The sequence below is a fragment of the Citrobacter sp. XY323 genome, from assembly GCF_025106035.1.
Classification (GTDB): Bacteria; Pseudomonadota; Gammaproteobacteria; order Enterobacterales; family Enterobacteriaceae; genus Citrobacter; species Citrobacter braakii.
Map to the genome: position 1 here is coordinate 230,697 of NZ_JANYUK010000006.1, position 15,497 is coordinate 246,193.

General features: G+C 51.1%; 11 protein-coding genes. 3 read left to right on the top strand and 8 right to left on the bottom strand.

The window, feature by feature from the left end; translation table 11 throughout:
• Positions 1 to 142: 142 nt before the first annotated feature.
• Both N0B36_RS10655 and N0B36_RS10660 read right to left on the bottom strand, forming a co-directional pair.
• Complete coding sequence (locus N0B36_RS10655) at positions 143 to 793, bottom strand: LysE family translocator (protein ID WP_259687754.1); 651 nt, start codon at positions 791 to 793, stop codon at positions 143 to 145.
• Between the two features lie 48 nt (positions 794 to 841).
• Complete coding sequence (locus tag N0B36_RS10660; protein WP_200046611.1) at positions 842 to 1,657, bottom strand: AraC family transcriptional regulator; 816 nt, start codon at positions 1,655 to 1,657, stop codon at positions 842 to 844.
• 230 nt (positions 1,658 to 1,887) lie between these two features.
• On the opposite strand from N0B36_RS10660, the gene N0B36_RS10665 reads away from it, so the two are divergent.
• The gene (locus N0B36_RS10665; protein WP_259687759.1) at positions 1,888 to 2,826 is read left to right on the top strand and encodes an Rpn family recombination-promoting nuclease/putative transposase; all 939 of its coding nucleotides are present in this window, start codon (positions 1,888 to 1,890) and stop codon (positions 2,824 to 2,826) included.
• A gap of 51 nt (positions 2,827 to 2,877) precedes the next feature.
• Here the strand turns inward: N0B36_RS10665 and N0B36_RS10670 are convergent, their stop codons facing one another.
• Positions 2,878 to 4,290, bottom strand: a complete 1,413-nt coding sequence (locus N0B36_RS10670) for a PLP-dependent aminotransferase family protein (RefSeq protein ID WP_047358390.1) — start codon at positions 4,288 to 4,290, stop codon at positions 2,878 to 2,880.
• Between the two features lie 177 nt (positions 4,291 to 4,467).
• Here N0B36_RS10670 and N0B36_RS10675 point away from each other — a divergent pair, with 177 nt between their 5' ends.
• Positions 4,468 to 4,632 carry a DUF1127 domain-containing protein gene (locus N0B36_RS10675; RefSeq protein WP_259687760.1) on the top strand — a complete coding sequence of 55 codons (165 nt, stop codon included), beginning with the start codon at positions 4,468 to 4,470 and terminating at the stop codon, positions 4,630 to 4,632.
• Between the two features lie 150 nt (positions 4,633 to 4,782).
• Entirely contained in the window at positions 4,783 to 6,888 is a 2,106-nt protein-coding gene (locus N0B36_RS10680) for a DUF262 domain-containing protein (RefSeq protein WP_259687761.1), read from the top strand.
• Between the two features lie 113 nt (positions 6,889 to 7,001).
• Here N0B36_RS10680 and N0B36_RS10685 read toward each other — a convergent pair whose 3' ends face one another.
• The 5 genes from N0B36_RS10685 to N0B36_RS10705 form a co-directional block, all read right to left on the bottom strand.
• On the bottom strand, positions 7,002 to 10,265 hold the full coding sequence (locus tag N0B36_RS10685; RefSeq protein WP_259687762.1) for a type I restriction endonuclease subunit R: 3,264 nt from the start codon (positions 10,263 to 10,265) through the stop codon (positions 7,002 to 7,004).
• Entirely contained in the window at positions 10,262 to 11,632 is a 1,371-nt protein-coding gene (locus tag N0B36_RS10690; RefSeq protein ID WP_259687763.1) for a restriction endonuclease subunit S, read from the bottom strand. Before N0B36_RS10690 ends, N0B36_RS10685 begins: the two co-directional genes overlap by 4 nt.
• A complete protein-coding gene (locus N0B36_RS10695) occupies positions 11,632 to 13,977 on the bottom strand; it encodes a class I SAM-dependent DNA methyltransferase (RefSeq protein ID WP_259687764.1) in 2,346 nt (781 codons plus the stop codon). The genes N0B36_RS10690 and N0B36_RS10695 overlap by 1 nt, the downstream gene beginning before the upstream one ends.
• 321 nt (positions 13,978 to 14,298) lie before the next feature.
• A complete protein-coding gene (gene yjiA, locus N0B36_RS10700) occupies positions 14,299 to 15,255 on the bottom strand; it encodes a GTPase (protein ID WP_259687765.1) in 957 nt (318 codons plus the stop codon).
• A 12-nt stretch (positions 15,256 to 15,267) separates the two neighbouring features.
• Positions 15,268 to 15,462: a YbdD/YjiX family protein gene (locus N0B36_RS10705; protein WP_003830038.1), complete on the bottom strand. Its 195-nt coding sequence runs from the start codon at positions 15,460 to 15,462 to the stop codon at positions 15,268 to 15,270.
• Positions 15,463 to 15,497: the final 35 nt, after the last annotated feature.

Below are 15,497 nucleotides of genomic sequence, written 5' to 3' on the forward strand. Positions count from 1 at the left end.
CGTAACGATTACAGGTAACAATCAGCACATCGCACCTCGGGAAGAATTGGTTGAATGGATAATAGCCACCCAAAGTGTAATGCGGATTGGATATTAATTAAACGAGTTTATCCGCTTTATTTGCAGAAAATCGTCACGCTTATCAGAAAGTGACGCTCTGCAGAAAACGCAGCGCGATCGCACTGCCGAAGACGATCAATACGCCGCCGGCGATACGCTCGATCCACAATATCCCTCTGGTTAACCGTCGCTGGATCTGCGGTAAGCCGATGAACATCACGATCAGCAGATCCCAGAACAACACCACGCTGGTCATCCAGATCCCGCTCATGGTTTGTTGCAGCAGCGTCACCGACGGGCCGAGCAGGGCGGTCATTAGCGCCAGATAGAACAGCGCATTTTTTGGGTTGAGCAACGACGAACCTAATCCCAGCAGCAGCTGTTTGCCAAATCCTGGACAGGTAGACTGGGCGTCTGCTCCGCTCAGGGTTTGCGGGCGGCTGCGTATCAGTAGGCTGCCAATCCATAATAAATAGAGCGCGCCCAGCAGCTCAATAACCGTAAACAGCAGGGGAAGCTGGCGCAGGATCCCCCAACCAATAATCGCCAGCAGAATATACAGCCCGTTGCCGATGGCGATCCCCACGCACAGTCCGGCGCTGCCGCGCATCCGGTAACGTACGGCGTAACCGACCAGTAAAAAGAAGTCCGGCCCTGGGCTGAGTAGTGCAACAAAATGCGCCAGCGCCAGCGCGGGAAAAGCAGACGGAAAAAGTTCAGCAAGCAGCGACATAGCGACCTCAGAAAATGAATCAGAGATCAGCGTACGCCTGACGCAACGCTAATTATTGTCTGATATTGATCGTCCCAGTGCGTACTGGCGCGGTGTGGCTGCTGTGTAGCGAACAAAGGTGCGATGGAAATGGCTCTGGTCGGCAAACCCGCTCTGGTAGCCGACATCGACAATCTCGTCCCCGGCCCGTAGCCGCTGACGGGCATAGTCAATCCTCACGATGTTCAGATAATTTCCCGGCGTCAGCCCGGTGTCCTGCTTAAAGGTCCGAATCAGCGTCTCTTTACGCATGTGACACTCATCTGCCAGCTCATCCAGCGAGGGTGGGGAGAGCAGACTGGACTGCAACCGCTCGCGCAGATACTGGCTGGTGACGCTTAGGTTTTCAGGTGTTACCGACTGCAATGGCAGCGAGCGCAGCAATGCTTGTGCGGCATCAGTTATCTGCGTCGTTTGCCGTTGCGGCATGAGCGCCACAAGGTGCATGTAGCACTGGAATAATTGCGGATCGCGGATAACAGGAGTGCGCGTACAAAGCCGTTGATTGCTGTTCAGCGCAGACAGATGGGCAAGACACCACCGGGCATCAAGATAAAGCATGTGATAGCTGCGAAATTGCCCGTTGACGGGATTGCAGCTGTGAGGTGCCAGTGGTGGGATCACAATGAGATCGCCCACCTTCAGATGGTATTCCTTGTCATCGCACAGGCAGCAGGTTCCTCCCTCGAGAATTGCCCCAATCGAGAGCTGAGAGTGGTGATGGCGCTTATAGGCCTGCTTGCTGCGCCAGGTGCTGCGCAGCTCCAGCCACGGCAGTTGCTCATCACGCCAGAACGATTGTGGAATATCCCGGGTATGCGTCACATCGTGTCCTCCATGAAAGTGATGATTTGTTATAGCACAGGCCCTGCGGTGAAAAAGCGGGAATGTGCATTGAGGTCGTGATTCTGCGTGATACGTTCCAGACAAATGCAGACGTTACAAAGGGGCGTTTTTATCCCGGAAATCGCCTCGCAAAGAGAGAAAGTTACAGGTGAGAGTGTGGTTTACCAGCGCTACAGTCACGGCATCTTATTTCCAGGTGATGGATCGCCATGAACAAAGCACCGACTTCCACCCCGCATGATGCGGTCTTTAAAACGTTTTTGCGCCGCCCTGAGACAGCTCGGGATTTTCTACAAATACATCTTCCCGCTTCGCTGCGCGAACTTTGCGATTTTCAGACGCTGAAACTCAAGCCGGATAGCTTCATTGAAGAGGATTTACGCGCGCACTATTCCGATGTGCTGTGGTCCGTGAAAACGACGGAAGGTGATGGCTATGTCTATGTGGTGATTGAACACCAAAGCACACCGGATGCGCATATGGCATTCAGGTTGATGCGTTACGCGGTAGCGGCCATGCAGAAGCATTTAGATGCCGGGCATCAGCAATTACCGCTGGTGGTGCCGATGTTGTTCTATCACGGTGCGAAAAGCCCGTATCCTTATTCCCTATGTTGGCTGGACGAGTTTGCTAACCCGAAGCTGGCTCGTCAGCTGTATGCTGTGGCGTTTCCACTGGTGGATATTACAGTTATCCCGGATGACGAAATTGTGCAGCATCGACGTATGGCGCTGCTGGAGTTAATCCAAAAACATATTCGTCAGCGCGACCTTATGGGGCTGGTCGAGCAAATTGTTTCCCTGCTACTTACCGGACTGACTAATGACAGCCAGATAAAGACGCTGTTTAATTATATTTTACGAACTGGCGATGCGCCTCGATTCAGTGAGTTTATTCGTGAGGTTGCCGAACGTTCACCGCAGTATAAGGAGCATTTGATGACGATCGCCGACAGATTGCATGAGGCAGGGCTACAAAAAGGCAGGCTGGAAGGGTTACAGGAAGGACGACAAGAAGGGCTTATAGAAGGACGACGTGATGAGGCGCTCCGTATTGCCCACACTATGCTGGCAGACGGTATTGATATCTGCACGGTACAAAAAATTACCCGGCTTTCCGCAGAAGATATTCAGGGTTTAAGTCATTAGATATGAGTTAAATCGCATAATCGCCTGGCCGAAATCACCGGGCGGTCCGGTTTACTCTATCGCCATCTTTACCGCCTCGCCGAGCTTTTGCATCACTTCCTGATGCTTCTCGTTTGGCGGCAACGCGCAGTTGATGCGTACGCAGTTGCGATACTTTCCGGATGCGGAGAACAGCGATCCCGGTGCGACCTGGATTTTCAGGCGACAGAGCTGCTTAGCGACGCAGACCATATCGACCTGGAGCGGCAGCTCGACCCACAGCATAAAGCCGCCTTTTGGTCGTGTGACGCAGATCCCGCAGGGAAAATATTCCCGTACCCAGCAGGTGTAGATCTCCATATTACGCTGATAAATCTGGCGCATACGCCGGATATGCCGATGGTAATGACCTTCGCGCACAAAGGAGGCTGCTGCCAGCTGCGTAGCGGGAACGTTAGTACCAATGACGGCGTACTTCATGTGTAGCAGTTTGTTGTAATAGCGACCGGGAACCACCCAACCCACGCGCAGTCCGGGGGCTACGGATTTGGTAAACGAACTGCAGAGTATTACCCGGCCGTCACTGTCCCAGGAGTGGATCGTACGCGGGCGCGGATACTCTGTGGCCAGTTCGCCATACACATCATCTTCAAAAATGACGATGTCGTGACGCTGGGCGAGGGCGAGCACCGCCCGCTTACGCGCATCCGGCATAATGAACCCGAGAGGGTTGTTGCAGTTGGGTACCAGCAGCACGCCTTTGATCGGCCACTGATCCAACGCCAGCTCTAGCGCTTCAATGCTGATCCCGGTATCTGGATCGGTTGGGATCTCAATCACCTTGATTCCCAGGCCGCGCAGTAGCTGCATTGTGCCGTAGTAGGTGGGGGATTCAACGGCGACAATGTCCCCTGGCTGACAAACCGCCAGCAGCGCCAGCGACATTCCGCTCTGGCTCCCGTTGGTTATCACAATATCATCGGCGTTGAGGACTGAACCGCTATCCAGCATCAGACGGGCGATCTGCTGGCGCAGATCCTGGCTGCCGGGAAGCTTGTCGTACCCCAGCACTGCCTTCAGGTTATGCTGCACTACGCGGCTGAGTTCGCGCCAGAGCGGTTTCAGGCTCGGTTGACTGACATCTGGCGCGCCGCTGCTGAAGGGGATCACAGATTTATCGCTATGCCCTTTTAGCATATCCAGCACCAGATCCCACTGCGTTATCTCGACCGGACGCTGCACCGGGCGTGACATCGGCGGTACGGGCGGCAGCGCTTTTTGCGGCGCGACAAAATAACCGGAACGCGGCTGCGGGGTGATCAGTTGCCGCTGTTCCAGCATCTGATACGCCTGCTGGACGGTGCTGATACTGACCCCGTGCTCCTGACTCAGGTTACGTACCGAAGGCAGTTTTTCGCCATGGCGATACAACCCCTGCTCAATGCGTTCGGCCAGCAGATTGGCCAGATGTTGATAACGCGTCATGCTGTATCCCTCATGGGTATCATACAGATTAAAAAACCAGTACAGATTGGCGTGAAAAAAGCGATGTAGAACTCTTTTTAACCAATCTGTATGTTAAATAAAAGTACTTTGTGAGTCTGTATTGATTAGGGCCAAATCCGTGAAGATAAAGCCTCAGACAAGGCGGGGAGGCAAGGTATGGAATTTCACGAGAATAAAGCAAAGCAGCCATTTCTTGGATTTGTTCTGATCTGGCGGGCATATAAGGCGTGGAGGTTACGGGCGCAAACGCGGCGCGTATTGCAACAGATGAGTAATGAGCGGTTGCGGGACGTCGGGCTGCGACGCGATCAGATCGAATAGCCGCGGATGGTGTTTCCTGAACGGTTTTGTGGCGACCTCGTTTGTGGTGGGGCGATGGAAGAGGAAGGACTGGGAGAAATTGCTCCTGGTTCTGCCAACGAAGGGAGTATTATTGAAGCACTTTTGCTTCATGGAAGGATTATTATCAGGATGAAAGCTACAGAAGCCCGATTACTCGATTTTCTCAAACGCTCACAGCAATTTGTTATTCCCATCTATCAACGAACCTATTCATGGTCTGAGCAACAATGTCGTCAGCTTTGGGACGATATTATTCGAGCCGGGCAACGTGACGATATTTCGGCCCACTTTATTGGCTCCGTTGTTTATATAGAGCAGGGACTGTATCAGGTTTCGGGGATTTCTCCGTTACTGGTTATTGATGGTCAACAGCGCCTGACGACGGCGATGTTACTCCTTGAGGCGTTATCCCGTCATCTTGGCGATGAAGAGTTGATTGATGGCTTCTCCGCCATGAAGTTACGCAATTACTATTTGCTCAACCCCTACGAGTCCGGAGAGCGGGGATACAAGCTGTTGCTGACGGAGACGGATAAAGATAGCCTGCTGGCGCTGATTAAACAAAAACCGCTGCCTGAAAACGGTTCGCAGCGGATTGAGGCCAATTTTAACTTCTTCGATGAACAAATCAGCAAATTAGGCGATGACTTGATTTCGCTGTGTCGTGGGCTATCAAAGCTATTGATTGTCGATGTCGCACTGAATCGCGGGCAGGATAACCCGCAGCTAATTTTTGAAAGCATGAACTCAACGGGCAAAGCGCTCAGCCAGGCTGATTTGGTGCGTAATTATATCCTGATGGGGCTGGAGCCGGAACATCAGACGCGGCTGTATGACGACCACTGGCGACCGATGGAAATTGCTTTTGGTCAGAAAGGCTATAGCGAATATTTTGACAGCTTTATGCGTCATTATCTGACGGTCAAAACGGGGGATATTCCTAGGACCGATGAAGTTTATGAAGCATTTAAGTTACATGCGCGTAGCCAGGCTATTGCCGAAGAGGGTGTGGATGCGCTGGTAGCGGATATTCAGCGCTATGCGGAATATTTCTGTGCGATGGCGCTGGGGAAAGAGAGCGATAAGCAACTTGCTATAGCGTTTCAGGATTTACGGGAGTTAAAGGTTGATGTTGCTTATCCGTTCCTGCTGGTGCTGTACCACGATTACCGGGAGGGCAATTTATCACACGATGATTTTCTGAGTGCGATACGCCTGGTTGAGTCGTATGTTTTCCGCCGCGCGGTGTGCGCTATTCCAACCAACTCGCTGAACAAAACATTCGCCACGTTTTATCGGGTGTTAAATAAAGATAAAGAACGCTACCTGGAAAGTATTCAGGCGCATTTACTGGAACTGCCGAGCTATCGACGTTTCCCGGACAACGATGAATTTAGCCACAAGTTAAAAGAGCGCGATCTGTATAACTTCCGTAGCCGTAGTTACTGGCTACGCCGCCTGGAAAATTACGGGCGCAAAGAGCGCGTGGCGGTGGATGAATATACGATTGAACATATTATGCCGCAGAATGAAAATCTGTCGGCAAAATGGCGTGAAGAGCTGGGTAGCGACTGGCAGCGGGTACATAAAGAGCGACTACATACGCTGGGGAACCTGACGTTAACCGGCTATAACTCCCGTTACAGCGATAAAGCCTTTGTGGAAAAACGCGATATTGATGGCGGCTTTAAAGAAAGCCCTTTGCATTTAAACGCCGGATTAGGGCAGTGCGAGAAGTGGGATGAAGCGGCGATGGATGCTCGGGCTGAGCGGCTGGCGAAGCGTGCCGTTCAGGTCTGGAGTGCTCCTGAGTTGGATGAAGATGTTCTTGATGGCTATCGTCAGCAGCCTGAAAAAGCGATGAACTACAGTCTGACGGATTTCCATCAACTGGAGGTCGGCTCACATAGCCGGATGCTATTTGACCAACTGGCACCAGAGATTTTAAAGCTGGATGCGAGTATCACACAGGAAGTGCTGAAGCTGTATATCGCCTTCAAGGCGGAGACCAATTTTGTGGATGTCGTACCGCAGAAAAGCCGGTTGCGCCTGTCGCTGAATATGCCGTTCCATGAACTGGTCGATCCGAAAGGGATGGCGAAAGACGTAACGGATCTTGGTCGCTGGGGCAATGGTGATGTAGAGGTCGGTTTCAGCGATCTTGCCCAGCTACCGTATGTGATGGGGCTGATTCGCCAGGCATTTGAAAAACAGATGGATAGCGCGGTGGTATAGCCTCGCCGTAACCCCGGCAGCATGGAGGCTGCCGGGGATAACGACTCGCATAAGTCACTATTGATAAGAAATATAAATCAGGCCGGATAAGCCATCCGGCAATAATCAAAACCTTAAGCAGGCAACGCGAAATGCCCCGTCGCCATATCAAACATCAGGCGGGCAAAGCCCTTAGCGCACTGCGGGTTCGATAAATACTGCAGCATAAATTCTTGTCGCGCTTCGTCACTGTCCATCACCGCGTCGTCTACCGCCTTGAAAAAACCGCCTAATATTGCCTGCTCGGGACTGTTATTCCTGATTTGTTTCATCACCGTTTCATTCTCAGTGATTTTATTAAACACGGTCATTGCGCTGCTGAGCATATCTTTATCTGTCAGATGGTCGGTGATAAACAGTTCATTCATTCGCGATAAAATATGCGACAGAAATTCCTCTTTCTTGTCTTTTGGTTTTGCCGTACCCACGTCGTTACTGGGATCAAGTGTATATTTCGCATCATCTTCTTGTAGTTTCAGATGTTGTTCGTGGATCTTTGATAAGCGATAGTGGCTCATCTCCACGTTACTGAGATCAATCTCGTCCTCTTCCAGATGTTGCTCATGCAACAGCGGGCGCAGATGGCGGGCAAACAGGCTTAGTTTCTCCAGATCTTTGTCATCGTACTCGACGATCTGCGACATAAACTCGTAGAAGCGAACAAAACTGCCAAGATCTTTCTTGAAAATCTCCAGACGATCTTTTTCCTGCTTGCAGGCGTTAAAGCTATTTTCCGCATTGGTAATTAATACCGTATCGCTTGTTTTTTTGGTGCGCTCAAACATCTCTTTTGCCATCAGGTAAGCATCGATTGCCAGGGCGTAACGCTTTTTCCAGCGTTCGACCGCCGGTTTGCAAATATTGCTGATTGCCGCGTTGGATTTATTTTTGCTGAAAAATGCTATGCAGAATTGCTCCACTTCATTCCACTGGAAAATCTGCGTGGCACGCAGTTTTTCAAACAAATCGAACACCTGCTGCGGATCGCTGACGTCGGTCAGTTCCGCCGTCTGGTAATAAGGCTGGAACGCGCAGAGGATCTCGTCCGGCTCGTTATAAAAATCGAGCACGAAGGTGCCTGACTCCGCTTTGCCCGGATAGGTGCGGTTCAGGCGTGACAGCGTCTGTACACACTCAACGCCGCCGAGGGCTTTATCGACATACATGGCGCACAGCTTAGGCTGGTCAAAACCGGTCTGAAACTTATTGGCAACCAGCATGACCTGATAATCGTCGCTGTCGAAGGCTTTGCGCATGTCCCGGCCTTTCAGACCAGGGTTCATATTCATCTCGGTAAATTTCTGATTTAACAGCGCGAGGCTATTCTGGTCGCCTTCCTGGAATTCCACCTCCCCAGAAAATGCCACCATCGCGCTGATTTTCGGGTAATTGTTCTCGCTAATATATTTATCAAAGGCCAGCTTGTAGCGAACGGCGGCTTTACGCGAGCTGGTAACTACCATCGCTTTCGCCTGACCGCCAAGCAGGTGCATAACGTGTTTGCGAAAGTGCTCGACGATCACCTTCACCTTCTGCGAGACGTTGTAATCGTGCAGCGTGACCCACTGACTCAGCCTGACCTTGGCCCGATTGCTGTCGACTTCGCGGTCTTTATCTTCCAGCTTTTGCAGCAGCTGATACGCCACTTTGTAGTTGGTATAGTTTTTCAGTACATCCAGGATAAAGCCTTCTTCGATCGCCTGGCGCATGGAGTAGACGTGGAAGGCAGCCGGTTTATTGGTTTTTGACGCAGGTTGTTCCGGATGCGGGCGGCGGCCAAACAGTTCGAGGGTTTTGGCCTTCGGCGTGGCGGTAAAGGCGTAGTAGTTCAGATTACTGCTGCCCTGACGCGCGGCGATGGTGACATCCAGAATATCTTCTGACGACAGCACCACGTCGTCATCCATCTCTTCGGTCATCAGCACTTCTTTTAGCTGACGGGCGGTGGTACCGCTCTGTGAGGAGTGCGCTTCATCGGCAATAACCGCGTATTTACGCTGTTTCACGCTGACGCTGTTTTCGATGGCTTTCAGGACGAACGGGAAGGTCTGGATGGTGACGATAATAATCGGCTGCGAGTTTTCCAGCGCGCTGGCCAGCTTTTCCGATTTAGAACCATCACCTTCTTTATTATTGATGCGTCCGACCACGCCGTCAGCGTGTTCGAATTGCCAGATGGTGTCCTGAAGCTGGTCGTCCAGTACCGTGCGGTCCGTCACTACGATCACGGAGTGGAACTGTTTTTCTCCGTTCACGTCGTACAGACGGGAAAGCTGATGGGCGGTCCAGGCAATGGAATTCGATTTACCGGAGCCGGCGCTATGCTGTATCAGGTATTTGTAGCCGGTTCCTTCCAGCGTTGCGGCTTCCAGCAGCTTGTTGACCACGTCCCACTGGTGATAGCGCGGGAAAATCAGGCTCTCTTTCTTCGATTTCAGCCCGTTCCAGTCCTCTTTTTCTTCAATCTGCAAATGCACGAAGCTGGCGAGGATTTTTAATAAGTTATCCGGCAGCAGGACTTCATTCCACAGGTAGTCCGTGGCATAGCGGGTGGTATCTTCGGGAATATTGTTGCCCGCACCGCCCTCTTTGGTGCCTTTGTTAAAGGGCAGGAAGAAGGTGCTGTCCCCCGCGAGCCGGGTGGTCATAAAGACGTCGTACTGGCTGACCGCGAAATGGACCAGCGCCCCGCGCTTAAAGGTCAGCAGCGGTTCGGGTTTGTTGGTGGCCGGATCTTTCGCCAGACGGGTCTTTTTGTACTGCACAATCGCGCTATGCACCGTCTGTTTAAATTCGGATTTCAGCTCCAGCGTGGCGACCGGCAGGCCGTTGATAAACAGCACCAGATCGATGCGCCACTTTTTGGCTTTCAGGCCGGTTTCCGCAAAGGCGCAGTTGGAGGCATAGGGGCTATACACCAGCTCCGGTACGATGCGGCAGAGATTCTGCCGATAGCACGCCAGGGTTTCCGGGTTCAGATTGTGCTCGGGTTTAAACTGGCACAGGGAAAAACGGGCGTTGCGGATTTTCAGGCCGTGGCGCAATACGCCCAGCGTGCCCCAGCTGCGCGACTGGATATCCGTAGCGTTACTGTCGGCTTTTTTAAGCTGCGTAACCAGTGCGTCGAGGAAATGGCGCCCGGTATCGTTGGGATAGACGCGGACGAATTTCTCCCACTCCTGCGGTTGGGTGGATTGCACAAATTGTAATGTGTCCTGCACATAGAGCGCCCGTTCGCGATCGTAGCCGTCACCTTTGCCGATAATCCAGCCTTTTGCCACCATCTGCGCGATGATATCGTTTTGAAGATTGACCTCTTTGGCTATGTCGTTGCTCATGCAAAGGCCTCCGCGGGTGATTCTGCTTTGGCTTGTTCGCCCGGCGCAACCCAGTTGCGCACGTCGATTTTTCCGGTGACGGCGGCGGAGATCAGAGCGGTACGGCGTTCCTGGAGGAGTTGAATTCCTATTATGGCTTGATTCTCTAAAGCATTATATTGATTTTCTTGATTTATAAGATACTCACTGATTTGCTTCATTTCATTTTTAGGAGGAATAACGATTTGATAGTTAAGTAAAAAATCTGAAGGTATGCGTTTTAAACCTCCAGCACCGATCATTGCTCCAGTAGCGGCACACATAAAATTATTTTCTTGTAACCTATATAGCAAATAATCTACGTCAATATATTTATTGGTTCTAATAACATATATTTCAGAAGAACCAAAGCCAATGGCATTGGTTAAATTTTTAGCGATGGCTATATTTTTATTTTCAAAGCATGGGGTTACTTTTGCCACTAAAAGATCTCCATCTTTGAAATATGTATACCCGTTTATTACGTCTTTTATTAATCTGTTTTCATCAGTAATAACAGAGTTGTTTTTAAGCTTCTCCATAGGTAAAAAAGTGCATTCATTGATATTATCATAAGTTAATTTCGACTTTGAAGGATTTAGTAATGATACATATTTTATTCTCGTGTATGACCAATGCTCTGGTACTTCCCCCAACCACTCAACACCAGAATCTTTCATCGGTACATCAGGATTTAGCCCTTTGGTCACCACATGGCTAATCACTGCGTGACGTTTTTCATTTAGCAGTTCAATCAGTTGCTGCTGCTTCTCGATCAGGTTGTCGATTTTTGCGGTTTCGTGATCAAGGAACGTCGCGATATTTAATTGTTCATGTAATGTACAGTTAGGAATTGGGATATTAACTAAATCTGATGAATTAATTGCGGGGTAACTTATTCCTACTGAGCGAGATACTACTTCTTTTATAAAACCACTTGCGCGTAAGCAATATGAGGCAAATCTGTTATCAAGATTAGAAGATGGTCTGATTACGGCAAATCCAGTGGATACAACCATATTAGCTGGCGGTTTAATGATAGGAGCGATAGCTTCTAGGTATGTTCTAACTGTCGAGATAATTATATCGCCATCTTTTACCAAGCGTCTTGCCCTTGATGGAGCCTTTGAAAACGACATGTTCTCTGTAGTTGTTATCCCCAGAGAAGAAGACACACTGCCTATGTCAACATACTCGATCTCGTAATCTTTGTCTGTTGAATCAGAAATAACTTGATCATTACAGGTGCAAAGAAATTTCAGTGGTACTGTGCTCCAGCGAGCGGGTAACGTTTGTAGCCACTCCACCCCAGAATCCTTATATTCTGAATACGCCTTATATTTAGCCATCAGGAATGTACCTCCCGCAGCAGTTGCATAATCTCGATGCTGACCGCATCTAAATCCGCATCAATCTCCTCCAGTGGGCGCGGCGGCTGATAAATATAAAAATGACGGTTAAATGGAATTTCATAACCGATAATCCCGATATCGCCGTCTTTCGCATCACGCTTATCGGCGTTGATCCACGCATCCGCCACGTGCGGCAGGACTTCCGCTTTGAAGTAGCTCTCGATTAGCTCGCTGGTGGAAATAGCCGGATTCAGCGGCACATTCTCGTTATCGCGCAGGTCGCCATCCTGCTCAAACTCAACAACTTTTCCTTGGTAATCAAACGCGCCGTACAGCGGCTGAGCGGCCTCTTTCAGCACCTTTTTCACCACCGGTTCGGCATTCGGATTTTTGCGGGTGATGGCGTCGATAAGCTGCTTGTTCTCTTTGGCATCCAGCTTCACGCCTGCGGTGTTGAGCGCGCCCTTCAGCGTCAGCTGGAACTGGTTAAAGTCGTTGCTGATGACCTCTTTTCCCCCCGCCTGAGCGCCTACCGCTGCCCGAATACGCCGCGCTTTTTCCATTAACTCTCGCTGGAATTGCCACAGTTTGCTGTCGAACAGGTCTTTGATTTGCTTCTCTTTCAGCTCGGCAAACTCGGCTTTGATAATGGCGCGGGCTTCGGTTGCCAGTGTGGTGAAATCACCATAATTCTCATCCCGCCACTGCGAGGCAAATACTTCGTACAGGCGTTCCATCGGCGCGTTAAACGGCTTCGGCGCGAAGCGCAAAGTGGCAATGGCCTCATCGGAAATCTGTGCCGACAGGCGTAGCGGACGCTCAATGGTTAACCGGCGGTAACCAAAATCGGTGTTGTTGAAGATTTTGCTGGCGAAAGTTTTTGGCGCTTCGCTTTTCGCGGTAGCAGACTGGCGACCGCGGCTGGATTTTTGCTCTGGTGCTTTTTCCAGACCCAATACGTCCAGCGTGGTCGCACTAACTGACTCAATATCCCCGAAGGTTCGGGTAATCAGCCGGATATCCTCATCGCCCATTTGATGACGTTTCGACCCCAGCGATTTGCGCATCTTGTCGCACAGGTTGCTGCCGTCAATCAATTGAACCTTGCCCTTACGTTCTGCGATCTTTTTGTTGGATAAAATCCATATATAGGTGGCGATGCCGGTGTTGTAGAACATGTCCGTTGGCAGGGCGATAATCCCTTCCAGCAGGTCGGCTTCAAGGATGTAGCGTCGGATCTCGCTCTCACCGCTGCCTGCGCCGCCGGTAAACAGCGGCGAGCCGTTGAGGATAATGCCGATGCGTCCACCGCCGTTTTGCGCATCGCGCATTTTGCCGATCAGGTGCAGAAGGAACAGCAGTGAACCGTCGGAAACGCGCGGCAGGCCGGGGCCGAAACGACCGCTAAAGCCTTTCTGTAGATGCTCGTCGTTGATCTCCCCTTCAATCTTTTTCCAGTCCACGCCGAACGGCGGATTAGAAAGCATGTAATCAAACCGATCGGCCGGAAGCTGATCGTTAGAGAGGGTGTTGCCGAGCTTAATGCGGCTGACATCCTGACCTTTTATCAGCATATCGGCTTTACAGATGGCGTAAGACTCCGGGTTTAACTCCTGTCCGAAAGCACGCATGACCGCATTCGGGTTTAGTTCGTGCAAGTATTCCATACCCGATGAGAGAAACCCGCCAGTACCGGCGGTCGGGTCGTAAATCGTGCGGATAATACCGTCTTTGGTTAACGCATCATCGTCTTCCATAAACACCAGTGAGGTGGTCAGGCGCACGATATCGCGGGGGGTAAAGTGTTCTCCCGCTGTCTCATTTGAGCTTTCAGCAAAGCGACGGATCAACTCTTCAAACACAAAGCCCATTTCATGGTTGGAAATCGCTTCAGGGCTCAGATCGGTGGCCGCGAATTTTTGTACCACTTTATACAGTAGATTCGCGTCTTCCAGTTGCCCGACAAACTCGCTGAACTTGAAGTGATCGAAGATCTCGCGGGCATCCGTGGAGAACGATTGAACATATTTCTCCAGGTTGGCCTTGATACCGTTTTGCCCCATTTTGCTGAGGTCCATCGGTGAGGTGTTGAAGAATGTCAGATTGTCCGCCGCTCGCAGGATCATTTTCTCTTGTGCTTCTTCCGGCAGGTTCATTGACTGGATTTTTTCGACCTGAGCAAGCACGGATGGTTTGCTGCTTTCGAGTACGCACTCCAGGCGGCGCAGAAGAGTGAAAGGGAGAATGATGCGGCCATATTGTGACTGTTTGAAATCGCCGCGCAGCAGGTCTGCTACCGACCAGAGAAAGGCGGCCGTCTGGGAAAAACTTCCTGATGTCATAAATACAATCCTGGCCTCTGCTGTGAGGCTTTTTTTTCAATGGTTAGATAGTCTCCTTTTTACCAGAAATTCGTAAGTTGATCATTTATAAAGGTTTTTTATAATTTTCGGTGATTTTTGGGCATTAATGATCATCCTAATGAATGTTTTATGAGGGGGGAGAAAAAATAGCGTTCTCCGTCGGTAAGAGTGCGACAAACGGTTGGGAATATATGCCGGATGGCGGCTGCACCTTGTCCGGTCTGTGGGCGTAGGTTTTGAGACATGGTGGGGAATTGTAGGCCCGAAAGCTGTGCGCCATCGGGCAATCCAGAATGAGGGTTACTTCTTCAATCCCGCAAACGCGGCTCTGATCTCGTTTTCCGGTAGGTTAATGCCGATAAACACCAGCAGGCTGTGCGGTTGCTCGTCGCCCCATGGGCGGTCCCAGTCGGCGCTGTACAGGCGCTGAACGCCCTGGAACAGCAGACGGTTCGGTTCGCCGTCAATCCACAGCATGCCTTTGTAGCGCAGCAGCTTCTCGGCAGATTCCAGCAGCAGATTTTCCATTACCCGCGACACGTCACTGATGTTTACCGGGTAATCCAGCTCGACGACGATCGAGGAGATATCGTTTTGCTTGTCGGCGATAAAGTGGAAGCGTGGTTTGGCGCTGACCACGTTCTCCTCGAGCATGAAACCGTTGGTATCGAACAGCAAGGAGAGGTCGATATCACCATGCGTGACGGTATACACCGGGGCGCGGGCGTTGATGCGCGCCAGGCGCTCACGCAGTTTCTCGCTTTCACCCGCCACGTCGGTTTTGGTCAGCAGGATGCGGTCAGCGTAGCCCACCTGCGACTGGGCGATGGTGAACTGGTTCATCTGCTCGTCGGCATGTACCGCGTCAACTAGCGCAATCACACCGTCCAACAGGTAGCGTTCGCAAATCACTTCATGGGAGAAAAAGGTCTGGATAATCGGGCCGGGGTCGGCCATGCCGGTGCACTCGATCACCAAACGGTCGAAATGGATGGCGCCTTTGTCGAGGTTGTCGAGCAGATCTAACAGTGCGTCTTCCAGCTCACTGGAGCGGGTACAGCAAATGCAGCCGTTGGTCAGGGTTTTGATCTGCGTGGCGCGGTCGCCAATCAGCTGATCGTCCACCGAGACTTCGCCGAATTCGTTTTCGATAACGGCAATCTTATAGCCGTGCTGCTCGTTGAGAATATGGCGCAGCAGGGTGGTTTTACCCGCGCCAAGAAAACCGGTGAGTAGGGTAACTGCAATCGGGGTCATTCATTTCTCCTTCTAACAGCAACTGCTTCCGCCGCTACCGTAGCGGGCTTCCTGGCGCTCGCGGAAGAATTCTTCGTAGGTCATGTACGGCTTATCGGGATGGTTGGTCTTCATGTGCTCGACGTAGTTGTCGTAGTCCGGAATGCCAATCAGCATCTTTGCCGCCTGACCGAGGTATTTTTTTGCCTGACCTAAAGTACCAAACATAAACAATCCTGATAAGCGAAAAGCCCCGCCGAAGC

What these genes read in the sequence shown, in the direction of transcription:
- N0B36_RS10655 (WP_259687754.1), bottom strand. Translation starts at nt 793, where the DNA reads ATGTCGCTGCTTGCTGAACTTTTTCCGTCTGCTTTTCCCGCGCTGGCG.
- N0B36_RS10665 (WP_259687759.1), top strand. Translation starts at nt 1,888, where the DNA reads ATGAACAAAGCACCGACTTCCACCCCGCATGATGCGGTCTTTAAAACG.
- N0B36_RS10670 (WP_047358390.1), bottom strand. Translation starts at nt 4,290, where the DNA reads ATGACGCGTTATCAACATCTGGCCAATCTGCTGGCCGAACGCATTGAG.
- N0B36_RS10675 (WP_259687760.1), top strand. Translation starts at nt 4,468, where the DNA reads ATGGAATTTCACGAGAATAAAGCAAAGCAGCCATTTCTTGGATTTGTT.
- N0B36_RS10680 (WP_259687761.1), top strand. Translation starts at nt 4,783, where the DNA reads ATGAAAGCTACAGAAGCCCGATTACTCGATTTTCTCAAACGCTCACAG.
- N0B36_RS10685 (WP_259687762.1), bottom strand. Translation starts at nt 10,265, where the DNA reads ATGAGCAACGACATAGCCAAAGAGGTCAATCTTCAAAACGATATCATC.
- N0B36_RS10690 (WP_259687763.1), bottom strand. Translation starts at nt 11,632, where the DNA reads ATGGCTAAATATAAGGCGTATTCAGAATATAAGGATTCTGGGGTGGAG.
- N0B36_RS10695 (WP_259687764.1), bottom strand. Translation starts at nt 13,977, where the DNA reads ATGACATCAGGAAGTTTTTCCCAGACGGCCGCCTTTCTCTGGTCGGTA.
- yjiA (WP_259687765.1), bottom strand. Translation starts at nt 15,255, where the DNA reads ATGACCCCGATTGCAGTTACCCTACTCACCGGTTTTCTTGGCGCGGGT.
- N0B36_RS10705 (WP_003830038.1), bottom strand. Translation starts at nt 15,462, where the DNA reads ATGTTTGGTACTTTAGGTCAGGCAAAAAAATACCTCGGTCAGGCGGCA.